The organism is Marinobacter koreensis (assembly GCF_023156285.1).
Classification (GTDB): Bacteria; Pseudomonadota; Gammaproteobacteria; order Pseudomonadales; family Oleiphilaceae; genus Marinobacter; species Marinobacter koreensis.
Map to the genome: position 1 here is coordinate 589098 of NZ_JAKZAJ010000003.1, position 17733 is coordinate 606830.

The 17733-nt window shown below is 59.4% G+C and carries 18 protein-coding genes; 1 reads left to right on the forward strand and 17 read right to left on the reverse strand.

The genetic code is table 11. From position 1 onward, the window contains the following. Nucleotides 1–140: 140 nt before the first annotated feature. Complete coding sequence (locus MLD04_RS11010; protein WP_248158138.1) at nucleotides 141–1814, reverse strand: AMP-binding protein; 1674 nt, start codon at nucleotides 1812–1814, stop codon at nucleotides 141–143. Between the two features lie 186 nt (nucleotides 1815–2000). Between MLD04_RS11010 and MLD04_RS11015 the strand changes: the two genes are divergently transcribed. Then, nucleotides 2001–2474, forward strand: coding sequence for a MaoC/PaaZ C-terminal domain-containing protein (locus MLD04_RS11015; RefSeq protein WP_008938485.1), 474 nt, complete (start codon nucleotides 2001–2003; stop codon nucleotides 2472–2474). 36 nt (nucleotides 2475–2510) lie between these two features. Here the strand turns inward: MLD04_RS11015 and MLD04_RS11020 are convergent, their stop codons facing one another. The 16 genes from MLD04_RS11020 to MLD04_RS11095 form a co-directional block, all read right to left on the reverse strand. Further along, nucleotides 2511–3515, reverse strand: coding sequence for an AgmX/PglI C-terminal domain-containing protein (locus MLD04_RS11020; RefSeq protein WP_248158139.1), 1005 nt, complete (start codon nucleotides 3513–3515; stop codon nucleotides 2511–2513). Continuing rightward, complete coding sequence (locus MLD04_RS11025; RefSeq protein WP_248158140.1) at nucleotides 3508–3996, reverse strand: ExbD/TolR family protein; 489 nt, start codon at nucleotides 3994–3996, stop codon at nucleotides 3508–3510. Before MLD04_RS11025 ends, MLD04_RS11020 begins: the two co-directional genes overlap by 8 nt. Further along, nucleotides 3993–4523, reverse strand: a complete 531-nt coding sequence (locus MLD04_RS11030) for an ExbD/TolR family protein (protein ID WP_248158145.1) — start codon at nucleotides 4521–4523, stop codon at nucleotides 3993–3995. The genes MLD04_RS11025 and MLD04_RS11030 overlap by 4 nt, the downstream gene beginning before the upstream one ends. Nucleotides 4524–4566: 43 nt before the next feature. Beyond that, nucleotides 4567–5217 (reverse strand): MotA/TolQ/ExbB proton channel family protein, encoded by a 651-nt coding sequence (locus tag MLD04_RS11035; RefSeq protein WP_248158147.1) that lies wholly within the window; start codon nucleotides 5215–5217, stop codon nucleotides 4567–4569. Nucleotides 5218–5244: 27 nt separating this feature from the next. Next, complete coding sequence (locus MLD04_RS11040; RefSeq protein WP_248158149.1) at nucleotides 5245–5583, reverse strand: hypothetical protein; 339 nt, start codon at nucleotides 5581–5583, stop codon at nucleotides 5245–5247. Further along, on the reverse strand, nucleotides 5580–6065 hold the full coding sequence (locus MLD04_RS11045; RefSeq protein ID WP_248158151.1) for a hypothetical protein: 486 nt from the start codon (nucleotides 6063–6065) through the stop codon (nucleotides 5580–5582). Before MLD04_RS11045 ends, MLD04_RS11040 begins: the two co-directional genes overlap by 4 nt. Beyond that, nucleotides 6055–8856: an outer membrane protein assembly factor BamD gene (bamD, locus tag MLD04_RS11050; RefSeq protein ID WP_248158153.1), complete on the reverse strand. Its 2802-nt coding sequence runs from the start codon at nucleotides 8854–8856 to the stop codon at nucleotides 6055–6057. Before bamD ends, MLD04_RS11045 begins: the two co-directional genes overlap by 11 nt. Further along, nucleotides 8853–10472, reverse strand: a complete 1620-nt coding sequence (locus MLD04_RS11055; RefSeq protein ID WP_248158155.1) for a tetratricopeptide repeat protein — start codon at nucleotides 10470–10472, stop codon at nucleotides 8853–8855. Before MLD04_RS11055 ends, bamD begins: the two co-directional genes overlap by 4 nt. 24 nt (nucleotides 10473–10496) lie before the next feature. Next, complete coding sequence (locus tag MLD04_RS11060) at nucleotides 10497–11045, reverse strand: AraC family transcriptional regulator (protein WP_248158156.1); 549 nt, start codon at nucleotides 11043–11045, stop codon at nucleotides 10497–10499. A 314-nt stretch (nucleotides 11046–11359) separates the two neighbouring features. After that, nucleotides 11360–12538, reverse strand: a complete 1179-nt coding sequence (locus MLD04_RS11065; protein WP_248158157.1) for a vWA domain-containing protein — start codon at nucleotides 12536–12538, stop codon at nucleotides 11360–11362. Between the two features lie 22 nt (nucleotides 12539–12560). Then, nucleotides 12561–13403, reverse strand: a complete 843-nt coding sequence (locus tag MLD04_RS11070) for an AAA family ATPase (protein ID WP_248158158.1) — start codon at nucleotides 13401–13403, stop codon at nucleotides 12561–12563. Between the two features lie 18 nt (nucleotides 13404–13421). Further along, nucleotides 13422–15488 (reverse strand): vWA domain-containing protein, encoded by a 2067-nt coding sequence (locus MLD04_RS11075; RefSeq protein WP_248158159.1) that lies wholly within the window; start codon nucleotides 15486–15488, stop codon nucleotides 13422–13424. After that, a complete protein-coding gene (locus tag MLD04_RS11080; RefSeq protein ID WP_248158161.1) occupies nucleotides 15488–15832 on the reverse strand; it encodes a hypothetical protein in 345 nt (114 codons plus the stop codon). Before MLD04_RS11080 ends, MLD04_RS11075 begins: the two co-directional genes overlap by 1 nt. After that, nucleotides 15832–16278 (reverse strand): YcgN family cysteine cluster protein, encoded by a 447-nt coding sequence (locus MLD04_RS11085; RefSeq protein ID WP_248158163.1) that lies wholly within the window; start codon nucleotides 16276–16278, stop codon nucleotides 15832–15834. The genes MLD04_RS11080 and MLD04_RS11085 overlap by 1 nt, the downstream gene beginning before the upstream one ends. Beyond that, a complete protein-coding gene (locus tag MLD04_RS11090; RefSeq protein WP_248158166.1) occupies nucleotides 16275–16568 on the reverse strand; it encodes a YcgL domain-containing protein in 294 nt (97 codons plus the stop codon). The genes MLD04_RS11085 and MLD04_RS11090 overlap by 4 nt, the downstream gene beginning before the upstream one ends. Then, on the reverse strand, nucleotides 16565–17716 hold the full coding sequence (locus MLD04_RS11095) for a ribonuclease D (protein ID WP_248158168.1): 1152 nt from the start codon (nucleotides 17714–17716) through the stop codon (nucleotides 16565–16567). The genes MLD04_RS11090 and MLD04_RS11095 overlap by 4 nt, the downstream gene beginning before the upstream one ends. Between the last annotated feature and the right edge of the window lie 17 nt (nucleotides 17717–17733).

Here is a 17733-nt window from a genome sequence, read left to right on the forward strand (position 1 = left end):
CGGACGATCCGATGTGGAACTTGTCATTGGACTGAAAAACCGCTCTCAGTTCGGGGCATGATCAATTCGAGCAGCACAGTCTAGCGGGAAACTTTCGGGCTTAAAATGAAAAACCCCGCCGGAGCGGGGCTTTCAGTGCGTTACTTCGCGGCTTCGTCGCGCAATTGGCGGCGGAGAATCTTGCCCACATTGGTCTTGGGCAACTCATCCCGGAATTCGAAGAGGCGCGGCACCTTGTACGCCGTCAGGCGCTCACGACAGAATTCCTTCAGCTCGGTTTCGGTCACGCCATCCGCCGTGGGAACCAGGAACACCTTCACCGCTTCCCCACTCTTGGCGTCCGGCACGCCAACGGCCGCACACTCAACCACTTTGGGATGGCTGCTGACCACGTCTTCCACTTCGTTCGGGAATACGTTGAAGCCGGAAACGATGATCATGTCCTTCTTACGATCGACGATCCGGATGTAGCCATCCTCCTGGATCAGGGCGATGTCCCCGGTCTTGAGGAATCCGTCGTCGGTAAAGGACTTGCGAGTGTCTTCCGGACGCTGCCAGTAACCGCGCATCACCTGAGGGCCTTTGACACAAAGTTCGCCCGGCTCACCCAGCGGCGTTTCATTGCCTTCCTCGTCGATGGTTTTTACCACCGTGGACGGAATCGGCAGGCCAATCGTACCGAGCTGGATGGCACTGTGGGGATTGAAGGTGACCACGGGAGAGGTTTCAGTCATCCCATAGCCTTCAGAGATCGCACACCCGGTTACCCGCTCCCACATCTTCGCGGTATCGCTGGTCAAGGCCATGCCACCGGAAGACGTCAGCTTCAGCGCACTGAAATCGAGGTCCTGGAATTCCTCGTTGTTGCACAGAGCCACGAAGAGGGTATTCAGGCCCAGGAAGGCGGTGAACTTGTGGTTTTTCAGTTCTTTGACAAAGGCCGGAATATCCCGCGGATTCGGGATCAGGATGTTGTGCGCGCCGGCCTCCAGCATGATCCCGCAGTTCAGCGTGAACGAATAGATGTGGTACAGCGGAAGCGGCGCGATCACCACTTCTTTGCCTTCCTGGACGGTGTCTTCCATCATCGGCCGCACCTGGAGCAGGTTTGCCACGAGGTTGCCGTGAGTCAGCATGGCACCCTTGGCAACACCAGTTGTACCGCCGGTGTACTGAAGAACGGCAATGTCATCCGTCTTGCACTCGACCGGCGAGAACTTTTCGCGAGCACCGGCACTGAGTACGGCCGGCAGCTTGTGGGCGCCGGGAATGTTGAACGGCGGCACCATCTTCTTGACGTGCTTGACCACCGCATTCATGAGAGTCCGCTTGATGGGCGAATTCATGTCGGCGATTTCGGTGACAATGACGTGCTCGATGCCCGTCTGCGGAATGACCTTCTCGGCGGTTCCCGCCATGTTGGCCAGGACAACCAGCGCCTTGGCACCGGAATCGTTGAATTGATGCTCCATTTCCCGCTCGGTATACAGCGGGTTGGTGTTCACCACAATCAGCCCTGCCCGCATTGCGCCGAAGACAACCACGGGGTACTGGGGCAGGTTCGGCATCTGGACCGCGATACGGTCACCGGGTTTGAGGTCGGTCTTGTTCTGAAGCCAGGAGGCGAAATTCCGGGTCTGGGTATCGAGATCCCGGTAGGTGAGCGTTGCGCCAACAGCAGAGAACGCTGGCCGGTCTGCATACTTCTTCACAGCCTGCTCGAACACGTCCACCATGCTCTTGTATTTATCCAGGTCTATCTCCCGCGGCACACCGGCGGGATACTTGTCCTGATAGAACTGCTCAAAATCCATCACCATCTCCTGTTTGGCGCTTCTGATTGTAATGGTCTACCCATGTCTTTTTGGTCAAAAAATCAACTCGACAAAAGTAGCAGCCCGAAAAAACTGGGAGAGAATAGCAGTTTTGTTAACGTTGAGGTAGGTTTCAGCGCAGACACTGACCAATGCCTTTCCGGCCAACAGCGTGCGGAGCACATCATGAACGATATGGAAAACGTGACCTACGATGAATTGAACGAGGGTGATACGGCCACGTTCACACGAACCCTGACCGAGAACGACCTGATTCTTTTTGCCGCCGTTTCAGGCGACGTGAACCCCGTTCACCTGGATCAGGAGTTTGCAGAGAATTCCATGTTCAAGGAGCGCATTGCCCATGGCATGTGGAGTGGCTCGCTGGTATCCGCCGCCCTTGCGACGGTCATGCCCGGTCCGGGGACCATCTACCTGGAACAGAGCCTCGCGTTCAAACGCCCGGTCAAACTGGATGACACCATCACGGTGAACCTGAAGGTTCTGAAAAAGGAACCGAAAAACCGGGTAACGATCGAATGCGATGTACGCAACCAGAAAGGTCAGCAGGTGGTATCGGGTGAGGCGAAAGTGATCGCTCCGAAAGACAAGGTATCTCTCACCAAACCCGATCTCCCTACCATCACGATTGAGGACTGACCCACCCTGAGAGCCGGGGCCGGAAAGGCCCTGCTCTCAGCCCGGCAGGAAATCCACCGGGAACCGGACGGTTCTCGGCTCAACGTCGTCCGCGCCGAAATTGAACATGCGGACCCGCAGCGCAATCCGGCTTTCCAGGGTGGGATTGTCCAGCTCGGAGCTGACAACTTCGCAGGACGACACGGTGCCATCGGGCTGGATGACCAGCTCCAGCAGCACCTTACCCTGCAGCGTCGGATCCTGGCGTAGCTCCCGCCGGTACAGCGAGTACAACGCGGTTTTCTGGCTGTCGAAGACCTTCCTGATATTGCTCATGGCCCGTTGACCCGGCCCCTTATCAGCCTTGGGCTCGGCCTTTGCCACGGCCTTCTGAACCGGTTCGGGCTCCGCTTGCACCGATTTCACCTCATGGCCTGCGACAGCAACCTCCGTGGTTGGTGCATCGGTTTTTTCCACGCCTTTGCTACCGGCAAGTACCCTGGATGGCTCGGGTTTGTCCGCAGTCTCCGCCGGTGTGGTTTTTCCGGCGTTGGCCCTGAGTACAGGCGCCGGCTCGGCTTCCGGCGCTCGGAGCGCCGCCAATCGGTCTTTCATCGCCAGCAAACCGGACCGGGAAGCCGTTTCCCGGGCCTGTTGCACAGTCTGTTCGGGCGGCGCCGGAGCCCGCTCAGCCGCTACGGGTTTCGGTGGCGGCGTCTGCACAGGCTCGGGCTTTGGCGTTTCCGCTTTCGGGGCCGGCTCGGGTTCTGGCTCGGGCTTTGGCTCAGGCTTTGGGGGCTCGACAACCGGTTCCGGCTCAACCGGCTTCGCCTTCGGTTCCGGCCTGGGCTGTTCCAGAAGATGCGCCAGAGCGGGTGGGACCTTCTCCACCTCGTTCCGGTCCGGCTCGGGCAAATCGATCAGAGGAATCAACAATGCCGGTGGCACAAACAGAAGCGCTACCAGTGACAGGATGATCAGGAACCGGGTTCGTTCACCCCGCTCCTTCGACCAGGGCAGCTCCGAGACCGGCGCCCAGGGCATCGACATGGCTTCACCCACGACGCACCTCCGGCTCTACCGCCAGCCGGACCTGCCGGAAACGTTCATCGACGCAGGTCTGCATGATCTTGCGCAGCAGCCGGTAGTCAGTATCCCGACCGGCCATGATCGTCACCGGCAGACCCTGGTCCGGAACGGATTCCAGTCGGTCCCGGCGCCATGACAACTCCTCGGACAACCCGGCGATAGTGGTGTCGTCAGCACCAATGCTATCGAGACGCGCCACTTCCCTTCCCTGCACCAGGATCGACTGGCCACTCACCTGGACCGTGAGGTTTTCCACTGCCTGTTGCTCCGCCGTGGAAATCGGAAGTGGCACATCGGTCGTGTTCTGCAGGACTTTGACATCGGACGAGTTCACCATGAGGAAAAACACAAGAATGGTGAAGATGTCCATCAATGACACCAGGTTCAGACCACCGGTTTTGTGCATCCGGCTGTAGTGACGCTTCAGTCGGCGGGAACGGTGAGAACTCTTCATGCGCCCTCCCCGTCCGATGCAGTATCACTCGGTGCCAGCTTGCGGTTCTCCGGGGCATCCATCAGGGAAATGTCCGGAAACAGCTCGCCCTGAACCACGTTCGCGGCCACGACCGCGGGATAAGACCGAACGGTATCCATGGTCGTCACCAGCGTCTGGTAATCGATGTCGGGCCCAACCTCCAGAATCACATCGGTCTTCTCGGGAATCCGGGCCTTGATGTCGCGAAGCAGGGTTCGAAGACTTGCAAAGTCCTGCTCTCCCTCCTTCAGTGGCAAGGCCCGTATGAGTCCACGCTCAGAGTCGGCCACCTCAATGCCCGATGGAATAAGCGTCACCACCAGGTTCAGGCTTTCCGCATCCGGGGTCTCTCCACTGGCCATACCCGGAAAGTTAAGATCAATGGTCCGAACCTGCGTAAACACCATGCCCAGCAGCAATACCGGGACCAGTACGATCATCAGATTCATGAACGCGGTGATGTCGAGCTCCGGTGAGCCGGTCATTCGGCGATGTCGACGTCTCATGGCTACCTCCTGTTCCGCTCTGTTGCGCTCGGAACCCTGTGCTTCACGCCGCTGCCCGGGTAGTGGCCACCGGCTCGGACACCAGGTTCAGGAGTTTCACACCGGCCATTTCGAAACTGTCCACGATTTCATTGGTGCGGGTCTGCAGCAGCGCGTGAAACATCAGCAATGGAATCGCCGACATCAGCCCGAAGGCCGTGGTGTTCATCGCCACCGAAATACTGCCGGACAGCAGGCTGGCCTTCTGGGACGGATCGGCGGCAGCGACGGCCGTAAACGCGGAGATCAGACCAATGATCGTGCCCAACAGCCCCAGGAGGGTGGCAATGTTAGCCAGCGTCGCCAGGTATTGGGTGCGCTTCTCCAATCGGGGCAGGACTTCCATCAAACCTTCTTCCATCGCGTACTCGATGTCTTCCCGCCGACTGTTATTCAGCAAGCGACCTAGCCCGGCGCCCATGATACCGGCGATGGCGCTGTCTGAATGGCTGGCTGCCTTCATTGCCTGACGGTACTCCCGCTTCTGTAACAGGGGCAGGATCCCCTTCTCGAACGCAATGCGATTCTTTCGTCGCACCGCCCCCAGGTAGATGAACCGCTCCAGCGTGATGGCCAGGCCGATCGCAAGAACCACCGCAATGGGGTACATGAAGGGGCCACCTTCCTGAAAAAAACGAACGATTGTGTCCAGCATGTCTTGTCTCCGTCTTCTACTGCACAGTTAAGGCTGAATGCCCTGCGGATTGAGTGTCATCGGGTCCAGGGTTTCCCGGAATCGCCTGTGATTGCCCAGCGCCAGTGGGTTCACCGGCTCTTCCAGGGAGGGTGCGCGATCGTCCAGCTCGGCCCGGGGCCGGCGTGGCAGGGTCGGTGGCTGCCACGGCAGGATAAACAGGATCCGGGGATCGTCCTCGCCACGGGTTGCGGAAATGCCCTGTATCCCGAGCCGGATCCCGGCCTGATCCGCCTCAGTATTCTGCGAATTATCGGCCTGCGCCTGCGGCAGGCTGAACATAGCGACGACCCATAACGGGAGGGTCAGTAACAACCGCTTCATCATTCCTCCAGCCTCCGTTTCAAGTCGGCGATCCAGCCAGCCACATCGGCATCCTCCTCCGGACTGAGCGCCTCATATGCCCGGTACTGTGACAGTGCGGTTTTCAGGTCGAGCAGATACAGCTCAGAAATAACCGCCAGGTTGTAATGCAGCTCGGGCACCCCGGGGGATTCGTCAATACCCTGTTTCAGGAAGTCGGCGGCCGCCTCATAGTCGTGGCGATCCGCCAGTGCAAGCGCCAGATTGTTGATGGTTGCAGCGTCGGCGGGATTCAGCCGCACGGCCTGCGTCCAGTCTTCGATGGCCTGCTCCGCCGCGCCGTTATCCCACGCCGCCTTTCCCTGCGCCGCCAGCTGCGCCGCCTTGACCGGATCGGGCTCGGGCTTTGGATGGGCCTCCGGCGTGACAGAGGGCCCGGCGCAACCGGTAAGCCATAGCAACACCAGCAATCCGGAAAACCACGAGGACGTGAACCTATGCACCATCGTTTCCCTCACTGTTCCAACTCATCCAGCGAACGGACCGGTCATACCGGCCGGGATTCATCTGGCCCAGAACCTCCAGGCTTCTTCCGATCCAGGGATCAAATCCATGCTCCACGATCCGCCCGTGATTTTTGGCATGCAGCGCGATCGCTTTCTCCTCAAACGGATAAGCCTGCTCCTCGAGCAGCATCTGGTACTGCATGGCCTCCATTTCGTTGAGGTCCGACGGCACGGTCGACGCCATCAGATCGGCAGCGAGCTGACGATAGAGTTCAGCTCGCCGATAAAGGACCTCCGACTCGACCGCTTCACCGCCGAACTGCTGTGCCTGGACGAAATATGTCCGGGCCGCTTCGAGCGCTACCTGTTTACGGTCCAGCGCCCTGGCGAGCGGTTGTGTCAACGGGATGCTGGCAAAGGTGTCGGCCTCACGGATGCCCAACGCCATTGCACTGCGGGCACTCAGCCGTAATGTCTCCTCGGAATGCCAGTCGCTGGACAACTCTGCCTGAACCATGGCCTGTTGCCACTGTTCCGGATGGCTCGCGGATTCCGTCAGACGTTGCCGCATGGTCTGGAGCCGAATGTGACTGTCCGCATCCTTCGCCCTGGGTCGGGTGTCCAGGTAACGAACATAAAGGGCATTACGCTGTTTGAGGTCGCCGGCGTCGTGAAACAGATCGGCCGCCCGGAGCCTGAACGGCCAGGGATCCTCCCGGGTTTCCGCCATGGCGAGCAATTCCTCCGCGGCGCGAACGGGCTGATCCGACTCGGTGTAGGCATACACCAGTTTTTCACCGATCCCCGACGTCAGATCGTGGTCCGGATAGTCCCGGCGGAATCGCCGAAGCTCGTTGATAGCGGTCTGCCATTCCGAGGCTTTCAGGAGGGTGTTGGCTGCATCGAAGCGACCCCGGATCGCCATTTCCGAACCGGGGGCAAGGGTTTCAATGCGCTGGAAGTGGGCAACTGCCAGAGAAACCTCGCCAGCGGATGCCGCAGCCTGGCCCTGCTGGTATATCGCCGCCGCCAGCTGCCCCACTACCGCTTTCCGGTCGTTTCCGGTGGTTCCGGGCACCTTGCCGTCATCGATCAGAGTCAGCGTCTGACGCCACGCCCTCTCCGCCTCGGCGTATTGCTGACGTGCCTGCCTCACCTTCGCCATGACCAGCCAGGCTGAATAATGCGCTTTCTGACCAGCCCCGGACGGCGTGGTGACGGCATGGGCGTAGTCGATGGCACGGTCATAATCGCCGTTGGCATACCAGCGTGTCGCAAGATCCGCCTGCGCGGCCGCCGTTCGGCTATCGGACGGGAAGGTGCTTGCAAAACGGTCAATCTCTGCTGAAAGATCGCTCAGCGCCTCCGCCGGAGATGGCGCACTGCTATCGGACGGCACCCGCTTCCGATACAGCGTAATAGCAGCCCAGGCAGAGTCGGCCGCTTCCGGGTAGTCGGGCGATTGATAGGCTGCCGTCCGGAAGTTGTTGATTGCAGCCTCATCTTCACCGGCCTGCAATCGCGCATCCCCTGCAAGGCGCCAGATCGACCCTGCTTCGGATTGCCTTCGTGCCAGTGACTCATAGTAGTCCGCCGCCCTTGCAAACCCGGACACGGCCTCCCCTTTGGCCGCCAGGCGCTCCGAGGCGGAGTGGTAATGATAGTCGGCGAGTGTACGGGCATATTGCTGCCAGAGCCGCTGCTGGTTCCGGTCAAGCCCCTTGTAGGCGTCGTCCGGAAGATAGGCCGCCACGTAATCCGCTTTCGCATCACGTGCGGCCTCGGGCTTACCCGCCTGCCGCCAGACCTGAACGACCTGGTTCAGGAACTCCGGGTTGTCCCGATGGTCCGGATAACGTTGTACAAAACGCCGGTTTACCCGGACACTCGCCGAAGGCTCACCGGTCACGGCGTAGAGATCGGCCAACCGGTCATAGACGAGGGGCACCCAGGGGCGGGGCACGCCGTCGCCCAACCACCCTTCCAGGCTTGCCACTCCCTGCTTCCTCGACGCCATCACGGCAAGGATTCGCAGGGTATCGTCGATGGTGTCTACGGAAGACTGTGCTACCGATCCAAGGCTCGCTTCGGTGGGCAGGAACCCATCCAGGACATCCAGGAAGGTGGCAGCGGCACGGTCCCAGGCCCCGGCGCCCTGTTTGAACTGGCTCCAGCCCAACATATACCGGGCCTTGCTCTTCAGCGCCTCGCCACCCTCACCCTTTATCAACGTCTGATAGCTGGTTTCGGCCCGGGCATACTTGCCGGCGGAGAATTCCGCTTCGGCAATCCGGAATCGCGATTCCGGTACCAGTGGCGAGTCCGGGTACAGGCCGACCAGTTGCCGGAGACGCTCTGTCGATTCATCGGTGTGCCCGGTCAGGGCGTGGGCCTTGGCCATCTGGTAGAGCAACTCGTCAAGACGCCCGGAAAAGGAGCCACGATCCAGAATCGATTCATAGCTGGCAATCGCCTCCCGATAGATCTCCGGTTCCTGGTCGGCGCTGTAACCAACATCCTCTCCGGAGCGCATTCGGATATTGGACAGCCGGTTCAACGCGTCCACCCGCACTTCCGGCTCATCAGAGGTTTCGAAAAGCCGTTGATAGCGCCGGCCCACTTCTGCGGGGGAAATGGCGGGCAAGGGCCGACTCTCGAACTTGAGGAAAACCGGTCGCATATCGGCAATGGTTTTACCGTCCCGGTCCAACTCGACCTTGAACGACTCCTGGGCCAACAGACTGCCCGGTAACAACAGGCTGAACGCGCAAAGTCCCGCAAGAACCCTCATTGTGACGTCTCCTGAAGGTTCTCAAGTGCCAGGTACTCATACAGATGCGCGATCTGCTGTTCGGTCTTGTCATAGGCATAGACCATTCTCTGGTCCTGGTCGTCCACGTAAGCCAGAGCCAGCTCATCCAGTCGACTTTCGGCGGTTGCCCGCAGCGCCGATACTCTCTCGCGGTAACCGGCAATCTCGGATAGCAGGGCTTTGAGCCTTGCCCCGACGCCGCCGCTCGCGGATCCGGCGTGCGAAACCGCAGTCAGGGCGGAGTCCGCATCACCGAGAATCCGATCCATTTCCGCCAAACGGCGCTTTTGTTCCGCCCCGGTCGCTTTCTCAAGCAACCTTTCTACCTGATCGCCCAGCGCGTTGCCCTCCGCGCGCAGTTGCCGGAGCTCACCCTGGTCTGCGGAACCACCCTTCTCCCTGTGATCAAGCTCGGACAGCAACACTTCCAGATTGCTCTGCTCCTGTGACAGCCGGTGATCGAGCCGTTCAAGTCTTGCCACCCGGGCTACCGCGATCTGTGCTGACGGCGTGTCCAGAAAGTCCATCAGGTAAGCCTGGCGGGGCTGCTGCATGGTCCGGCTGTCCGCCAGGAACCACTCCAGATCGGATGTCTGAGCGCCCTTGACCAACGCACCGTAGGCTCCCTTTTCCCTGATTTGCTGCTTCAGTTTTCGCAGGGTTACGCGCTCACTTTCATATGCGGCATTCGCTGCGAGGTAGGCCTCTCCAGCCTGCCCGAGATAACCCGCGAGGTCATAGCCCCGCCCCATCCCGATCCAGGCGTCCGCTACACCGGCATAAGCCAGGGGAAACTTTTTGGCCCGGTGCCAGCTCTGCATGGCGGCGCGATGATTGCCCCGTTCAGCCAATGCCAGCCCATGGAAATACAACGCCAGGGGGGTTACGGGACTGTCCAGTGCCACTTTCTCCAGGAAACCAATGGCCTTGTCATACTCGCCATTCTGATAGGCCAGATAACCGGCCCTCGCCAGAAGGCGGTTCCGGAGATCTTCCTGCCGATCGGATTCCTGATCCGCCTCGGTCATCGCCAGTGCTACCCTCAAAGCGACCAATGCACGGGCCGGATTGGTATCCTGTTGAGCGTAATCACTGGCGAGATTCCCGTAACCGACCGCAGCCCAGTAGCCAGCTTCCATGCCTGACAGAATCTTGCCTGCCTTCTCAGGGGCGCCAGCCTGTCTCTGAAAATCGGCAAGGTGATAAAGCGCTTCCTGCTTATCCTCACCGAACCCGTAGCGCGCTGCGAGACCGAACCACCGAGCGGCTTGCTGGGAATCGGCCTGTTCCAGGGATGCGCGCCCGAGGAGCATCGAGGCTTTTGCCCGGTAAGTGTCGCTGTCCGCAATCCGGCGCAACTCCTCCAGGCCCTGTTGCCGATGGCCACTGTCCAGCCAGGCCCGGGCCCGAAGCAACGGCGCCTCTTCACCGTTCATCGCGCCAATCATCCGGACCGCATCGGGAGCGTCACCAGTGGCAAGCGCATAACGGACAACGCCTGGCCGGAGATCTTCAGGAACGGCGATGCCCCCGGCCAACACCGGACCGGCCATGCAGCCGCAGGCCGCCAGGAAAGCCGTCAGAGAAATCCGCAATGAACGTCCCACAAACATCCGGCGTCACTTCCATTCGGTAAAGGAGACGTAAGGCTCGAAATCCGGTGCGCGGGCGCCGAGCTTGAGTTCGACCCCCAGGGCACCAGGCCTTTTTGTGAAGGGGTGAGACGCCTCCCGCCGGACGAAATCCTTGTCGGCAGATCGGGCGGTAATCACCGCCCGGATATTATGGGCGCCGCTCTCGATATTGCCGATATAGAGTTGCTGAACGCCACCGGCCTCAAGGGCCGAGCGCTCTCGGGGCGTGTAGAGATGTGAGGCCACCGGGCGGTCGTTCACAAACAACTCGACCGAATCCAGATCCAGGGCTTTGCGGGTTTCAAGTGTCAGGAAAACTGTCAGTCGGGTATTCACCGGATAGAGCAAAGACTCCTGCAACCCTTCAACCTTCGCCGAGTGGTCGTTGACCTCGGCCGCCAGCTGATCAATCTGGTCATCCAGCGTTGCGGCGCCGGCTCCCGGGATACACACCCAGGACAATAGAATGACCAACACTGTTGCCAGCAAATTCGGTGATCTCAGGCATCCTTTCAATGGTTGCGAGCCGTGCATACGCTTCCTGCCCTCTCCAAGACTGGAAAACTTCCGTAACAAACGTGCGAAAAGCGTAACACTTGGTAACCGCAAAGAACGGTATACAGATCACCAAATCGGAAACAGGAAGTGTCGGTTTATTTGACAGTAGCTTGGGGAGGAGATCGGGAGGAGCGTGCCGGAAACAGCCAAAAACCCGACAGGCTATTGTTTTATAATATCTTTTATTACATGGCCCTGATTTTGCTCAACATGAATCGGCGGGAGGACAAACCGGTTCGCCCGCCCAAATATGCCGAGCTTTGCCGATGCGACATGTCGCATCGGCTTTTTTATTTGCTCAGGTGGCGCATGGCCGATTCGAGGCCATCAATCGTTAGCGGATACATGTGGTCACCCACCAGCTGACGGGTCATTCCCAGTGATCCACCGGTGCCCCAATAGTTTTCGGGCAACGGGTTCAGCCAGACCACCTTCCGGAAATGGTCCGAAATTCTCTGGAACCAGGTCGCACCGGCTTCTTCGTTCCAGTGCTCGATGGAACCACCCGGATGGGAAATCTCATAGGGCGCCATGGTGGCATCTCCGACAAAGATCACTTTATAGTCCGGCGTGTACTTATGGAGGATGTCCCAGGTGCTCGTGGTTTCATTCATCCGGCGGATGTTATTGGTCCACACACTCTCATAGATAAAGTTGTGGAAATAAAAATACTCCATGTGCTTGAACTCAAGCCTCGCGGCAGAAAAGAGTTCTTCACATACCCGGACGTGCGGATCCATGGATCCACCCACGTCAAAGAAAATAAGCACCTTCACCGCATTGTGGCGTTCCGGAACCATTTTCAGATCCAGGTAGCCTGCATTCCGGGCCGTGGAGCGGATGGTGTCATCCATATCCAGCTGATCCGCGGCGCCCTGGCGGGCAAACTTGCGCAACCGCCTCAGGGCCACCTTGATGTTGCGGATGCCCAGCGTGATGCTGTCGTCCAGATCCTTGAACTCCCGTTTCTCCCAGACCTTGACCGCACGCCCCTGGCGCCCGTTTTTCTGCCCGATGCGAAACCCTTCCGGGTTATAGCCATTGGCACCGAACGGAGATGTGCCGCCGGTACCGATCCACTTGTTTCCCCCGGCGTGCCGCTCCTGCTGTTCTTCCATTCGCTTCTTGAAGGTTTCGATCAACTCTTCAAGACCACCCAGGGAATCGATCTTGGCTTTCTCTTCCTCGGAGAGGTGCTTCTCGAATTCCGCCCGCAACCAGTCATCAGGAATCAGGGACTCCAGCAGGTCGTCCAGATTCTGGATGCCTTCGAAATAGGCCTGGAAGGCGCGATCAAACTTGTCGAAGTGCCGCTCGTCCTTTACCAGGCACAACCTCGCCAGGTAATAGAACTCCTCCATGTCGGCAAACGCCAGGCGTTTCTCGAGCGCCTCTAGCAGGTCGAGAAATTCGCGGAGGCTGGCAGGCACCCTGGCCCGCCGCACTTCGAGAAAAAAATCAATCAACATAACGCGGAACTCTTGCCGGAAATCAGTTGCGACGCCGTGCCATGAACGCCAGCTTCTGCAACAGGTGCACGTCCTGCTCGTTCTTTACCAGCGCGCCATACAACGGTGGCAGCGCGGTACCCGTATCCTTCTCCTGCAAGGCCTTGGCTGTCAGCTCATCCGCCATCAACAGCTTCAGCCAGTCGATCAGTTCAGATGTGGACGGCTTCTTCTTCAGGCCAGGCACCTTGCGCACGTCGAAGAACACCTCCAGAGCGTCCCGGACGATGGCCTGCTGGATGCCGGGGAAATGCACATCCACGATATCCTGCATGGTCTCGTGGTCCGGGAAGCTGATGTAATGGAAGAAACACCGGCGCAGGAATGCGTCGGGCAGCTCTTTTTCGTTATTACTGGTGATCACCACGATCGGCCGATGCTTCGCCTTTACGAACTGTTGGGTCTCGTAGACGAAGAATTCCATGCGATCCAGTTCCAGCAGGAGGTCGTTCGGGAACTCGATGTCGGCCTTGTCGATCTCGTCGATGAGCAGGACCACCTGTTCATCGGATTCGAAGGCTTCCCAGAGCTTGCCTTTGACGATGTAGTTCCGGATGTCCTTGACCTTTTCGTCACCGAGCTGGGAGTCACGGAGACGCGAGACGGCGTCATACTCGTACAGTCCCTGCTGGGCCTTGGTCGTGGATTTGATATGCCAGGGGATCAGCCTCATGCCGAGTGCAGCCGCCATTTCCTCCGCCAGCAGCGTTTTACCGGTGCCAGGCTCACCCTTGATAAGCAGAGGACGCTGGAGCGAAATCGCGGCGTTGACCGCCATTTGAAGGTCGTCAGTGGCTACGTATTTTTCGGTACCGGTGAACTTCATGCTTCGATTTCCTGTTGGTTACTGTTTCTTCGGATCCTGATCCGCGCGGGATCCCTTGTCGCTTTTGTCGCTCGGCAGCCCGGACTCATCCTCTTCATAGTCCGGCAGATCGTCAAATTCCGACAGGTCGAAATCCTCAAGGCCGAACTCTTCATCATCGTCCTCAGCGTGATCGGCCGGCTCTTCCGCCGTATCCGGTTCCGCCTCAGGCTCCACGACGGTCTCCGCTACGGGAATCTCGTCGTCATCGCTGGCGTCATCAGCCTCGTCCGTGATTTCCGGAATGATCTCCTCCGGCTCGGCCTCAGGCTCAAGCTCAGGGACAGCCTCGGATTCGGGCTCCGGTTCCACCGTGGGCATTGGCTCCGCCGTTTCCTCCGCCTCGGGCTCCAGTTCCGGTATCACCTCTTCTTCCGGCTCTGGTTCGTTCAGATCCTCAAGGGTTTCCCGTTCGGACGCCGCTGAGGCCATCGCCTGCTCCTGGCTTTTCTTTCTGCGGATGGCCCACCAGGCCAGCAGTCCCAGGATTACGATTGCCCCGCCTGCTGCACTGCCCCAGATCAGCAGTTTGTCATCGCTCTGGGCAGGCTGCTCCTGAGCATCGTCAGTGGGCGTTTTCGCTTCAGGTTCCGGGGCCTGGGCCACCGGCGCCGGTTGCGGTTCATCTGCCGCATTTTCCGCCTGCGGCGGCGCCTCCGGTTCCGGCTGTTCAACGGCGCTGGTATCGATCGGAGCCGCAATAGCCGGCGCGGCCGGCTCTTCAACGACTGGACCCTGGTCAGGAGCCGGAGCAGCTTCCGCCGGTTCAGAGGCCGGCACTGGCTCCGGTGCCACGAATGTCGTGTCCGCCGTTACCTTGCGGCTGAAGGTTTTACCATCGGCAACCACCTCGATTCGGTAAGTGCCCGAGGCCGGCAACTGCGAAATCGTATCCCCATAAACGCCATCGTCCGGTGGCGTTTCCCCGGAAAGAATTTTCGTACCACTTCGGCCGTCTTCCGAGGTAATCGTGAGGCTGACCTTCACCACACCCAGAAAATCCGGATTCACGATTTTTTCCGACTTCTCGAAAAATCCGACGGACAGATCTATCGGCTCGTCCGCGCTGAAGGTGGATGGAATGTCGCTGACCACCATTTTCAGATCACTGACCACCGTTACCCGGCTGCCCTCACCCAATTCTCCCTGGATCTTCCAGTCCCCGGCCTGCGGTTTGTCGATGGTGATCAGGTCGTAGGCCTTCTCGTTGGCCCAACGAACGTTATCCCCGTGCGTCCCGACAATTACGGACTGACCATCTGGACGGACCAGTGTGAGTTCACTGGTTGCGCCGGTATCGTCCTGGCCACGGAAGATCAACGCGGTGAATTCCTTGACACCCTGATCCACGGTAAAGCCATTGCCTTCAATCGGGATCTGCTCCTGGGGGACCGCGGAATTCAGGGCATCCATGAAAGCAAGATTGAGGGCTTCGGCATTATCGGCGACATGGAAGCTGCCACCGGATTCGTCCGCCAGCTTTTTCAGGAATGCCGCATCCGCCTGGGACGACAACGCTACCGGATGGAACGTCGCGCCCTCGGCAACCAGCCTGGGCAAGAGCGTTTGAAGGATCCGCTTCTCTTCCGCGGCATTCACCTCGGGATCGTCGGAAATATCCACCTTGCCATCGGTGAGCAGGATGAAATGGGTGTTCTTGAGGGTTCCGCCGGAGTAATAGTCATCGCTGGCCACTTCGATGGCTTTGCCCAGGTTGGTTCGCAGGGCCACCGAATTGATCTGTTCGGACCGGTCGATCGCCAGCTGCCGCCATTTGTCTGTAACGTCGTCAAATGGCACCAGCATGTTCACGTACTGGCCAAAGGTCCACAGACCCGCCATGGAATTACCCGGCAGCATTCCGGCGAGAAGCCGGACCGCAGGCTGCCGGAGGTTGTCAGGATCGGTATCCTTCATTGAGCCTGAAATGTCGACGATCATCCGCACATCGGACTGATCAGGCAGGGTCAGGGTCTCGTCCTTTGCTGCAGCGAAAGATGGCAGGGCAACCAGAGCGAAAAGCAGTAGAAGAACCGGCTTTCTCATCAGCGTGTCACCAACCGATAACGGACCAGATCGAGGATCCACACCAGCAGCATTACAAGGCCGGCAATCCCGAAGTTGAAGACCGCCCGTCCCGCGGACTCCATGTGGCCGAGGATGGCCTCGTAGCCGCCGAAGATCCACGCCGGAACCCACCAGTCCGCCAGGTCCGGCGACTGTACCGGAGTCAGAAACAGCACCACCAACGCCGCCAGCAGCAGTGTTCTGAGCCCGTAGAGGGGCACTAGCCTGAAGAGTTGTTTCATCATGTAGAAAAACACGACGAAGGCGATGGCGTAGGCCGCCCAGAAAATACCGTAAGCCAGTTGCGTATCTGCGTCGATCATTACAAAACCCAGTGAATGATGTGTTCTTCCCAGTCTTCCTCGGGGACCTGATTTTCAGAGACAACCTTGTGCCTGACGGAAACACCGGCCTGGTGCACGGAGTCCGGATCACCACTGACCAGCGGGTGCCAGTCCGGGAGCGGCCGCCCTTCTGCCAGGGTCCTGTAGGCACAGGTGTGCGGCAGCCAATGGTAGTCGTTCACCGTATCCGGTGTCAGCACTGTGCATCCCGGCACCCGGTTCAGCCGGTCGGAATACACTGTGCACTGGCAACGCTCGGTATCGAGGTACTGACAGGCAAGGTCCGTATGGTAAACCTCCCCGGTGTCCTCATCTTCAAGTTTGTTCAGGCAACACTTGCCACAGCCGTCGCAAAGCGACTCCCACTCCCCTGGCGTCATCTGGTCGAGCCGTTTGCGCTGCCAGAACGGGATCTGGGCAATCATTTCCGGGACGACTCCAGGCGACGTTTGAGTTCCGTCATATAGTCGTCCTGCTCATCGGACAATTGCAGGAAGAAGTCCTTCTCCTCGATCGCTTCGAGCACCTGCTTTCCGGTGGTCCGGGCCAGCTTTTTTTCCGGCGTCAGCAACAGATCCATGGCATGAACCGGTTGTCCGAAGATACCCCTCAGCCCCTCAGGCAGCTCGTCCCACTTCTGGCCACGGCGTACGAAGATGTAGGTGTCCGCCTTCCGGCTACTCCTGAAAACCGACACAAATTCCCGTTGTTTCATTGCTTGAGTATGTCCTCGATTTCGGTCTGAATCGGCGCCAGCACGTCCGATCGCCAGCCTCGGAAGAACTCGTCACGGGCCAGGTCACCGCCCTGCATGAGTTTTTCGAGGCGCTTTCTGGGAGCGAGCAGTTCCATCGGAATATCAGCCTGCTCCGAAACGTTTCTGACCACCCGTTTGAGCTTTTTGAATCGCCCCTGATCATCCCGGCTCAGCGGCGGCGCAATCAGATCCAGATCCGGATTATCGACGGCCCCGGCGTCCCGGACAAGGTTAAGTAATGTCTCTCCGTAACGTCTCACCGCACCGCCGGGGATGCCCTGGATATTATCCAGTTCCCGGAGAGTTGACGGCAGTCGCTCGGCAATCATGATCAGCAGGGCATCGGCCAGAACCCGGTTCCGGGGCATGTCCCGACGCTGGCACTCGTGTTCCCGCCAGCGGACCAGGGAGCGTAGAACGTTCTGTTGCCCGGGAGACAGGGCCCATCCACCCCTGAGCTTGAGATAGTGGCGATCCGGGTCTTCCTGCTGTGACAGCTCCGCCGCATAGCGGGCGGATTCCTCGTGGAAGGCCTCCACCAGTCCCCGGCTCTCCAGGTTCGACAGTACCCAGTGGTTCATGGGCTCTAGAAAACGGATGTCGTCAAGCGCGTAACGCTGCTGGGCTTCTGAGAGCGGGCGAGCCAGCCAGTCGGAGCGGGTTGCGGACTTGTCGAGAGTCTCACCAAACAGGGTTTCCACCAGGCGGGCGTAGCCAAGGGAGAAGCCGGCCCCGGCCATGGCGGCGCCTATCTGCAAATCCACCACGCCCCGGGGATCGACACCGAGCCAATGCCGGAACAGTTCCAGGTCTTCGCTCATCGCATACAGGAGTTTGGGCAGATCCGGGCTGGCCAGGATACGGCGGAACTCCGCGGAAGCCTCGGCCACCGCCGGTTCCACCAGCCGGAATTCTTCTCCGATACCGAGCTGAACCAGACCGGGAATGGGATAGAAAGTGCTTACCCGCTCGAACTCGGTATCCAGGGCCAGGGGTTGTCCGGTCGAAACGGATCCAAGCCAGCGATCCAGCTCCTCCGGGGATTCAATCCATGAAATAACTGCCGGCGCCGGAGGCGCCGCAACGGCCGGGGAATCAACTGCCATAAAAACGTCCGGATTGC

Coding starts and splice junctions, on each gene's coding strand:
- MLD04_RS11010 (WP_248158138.1), bottom strand. CDS start 1,814: ATGGATTTTGAGCAGTTCTATCAGGACAAGTATCCCGCCGGTGTGCCG.
- MLD04_RS11015 (WP_008938485.1), top strand. CDS start 2,001: ATGAACGATATGGAAAACGTGACCTACGATGAATTGAACGAGGGTGAT.
- MLD04_RS11025 (WP_248158140.1), bottom strand. CDS start 3,996: ATGAAGAGTTCTCACCGTTCCCGCCGACTGAAGCGTCACTACAGCCGG.
- MLD04_RS11030 (WP_248158145.1), bottom strand. CDS start 4,523: ATGAGACGTCGACATCGCCGAATGACCGGCTCACCGGAGCTCGACATC.
- MLD04_RS11035 (WP_248158147.1), bottom strand. CDS start 5,217: ATGCTGGACACAATCGTTCGTTTTTTTCAGGAAGGTGGCCCCTTCATG.
- MLD04_RS11040 (WP_248158149.1), bottom strand. CDS start 5,583: ATGATGAAGCGGTTGTTACTGACCCTCCCGTTATGGGTCGTCGCTATG.
- MLD04_RS11045 (WP_248158151.1), bottom strand. CDS start 6,065: ATGGTGCATAGGTTCACGTCCTCGTGGTTTTCCGGATTGCTGGTGTTG.
- bamD (WP_248158153.1), bottom strand. CDS start 8,856: ATGAGGGTTCTTGCGGGACTTTGCGCGTTCAGCCTGTTGTTACCGGGC.
- MLD04_RS11060 (WP_248158156.1), bottom strand. CDS start 11,045: ATGCACGGCTCGCAACCATTGAAAGGATGCCTGAGATCACCGAATTTG.
- MLD04_RS11065 (WP_248158157.1), bottom strand. CDS start 12,538: ATGTTGATTGATTTTTTTCTCGAAGTGCGGCGGGCCAGGGTGCCTGCC.
- MLD04_RS11070 (WP_248158158.1), bottom strand. CDS start 13,403: ATGAAGTTCACCGGTACCGAAAAATACGTAGCCACTGACGACCTTCAA.
- MLD04_RS11075 (WP_248158159.1), bottom strand. CDS start 15,488: ATGAGAAAGCCGGTTCTTCTACTGCTTTTCGCTCTGGTTGCCCTGCCA.
- MLD04_RS11080 (WP_248158161.1), bottom strand. CDS start 15,832: ATGATCGACGCAGATACGCAACTGGCTTACGGTATTTTCTGGGCGGCC.
- MLD04_RS11085 (WP_248158163.1), bottom strand. CDS start 16,278: ATGATTGCCCAGATCCCGTTCTGGCAGCGCAAACGGCTCGACCAGATG.
- MLD04_RS11090 (WP_248158166.1), bottom strand. CDS start 16,568: ATGAAACAACGGGAATTTGTGTCGGTTTTCAGGAGTAGCCGGAAGGCG.
- MLD04_RS11095 (WP_248158168.1), bottom strand. CDS start 17,716: ATGGCAGTTGATTCCCCGGCCGTTGCGGCGCCTCCGGCGCCGGCAGTT.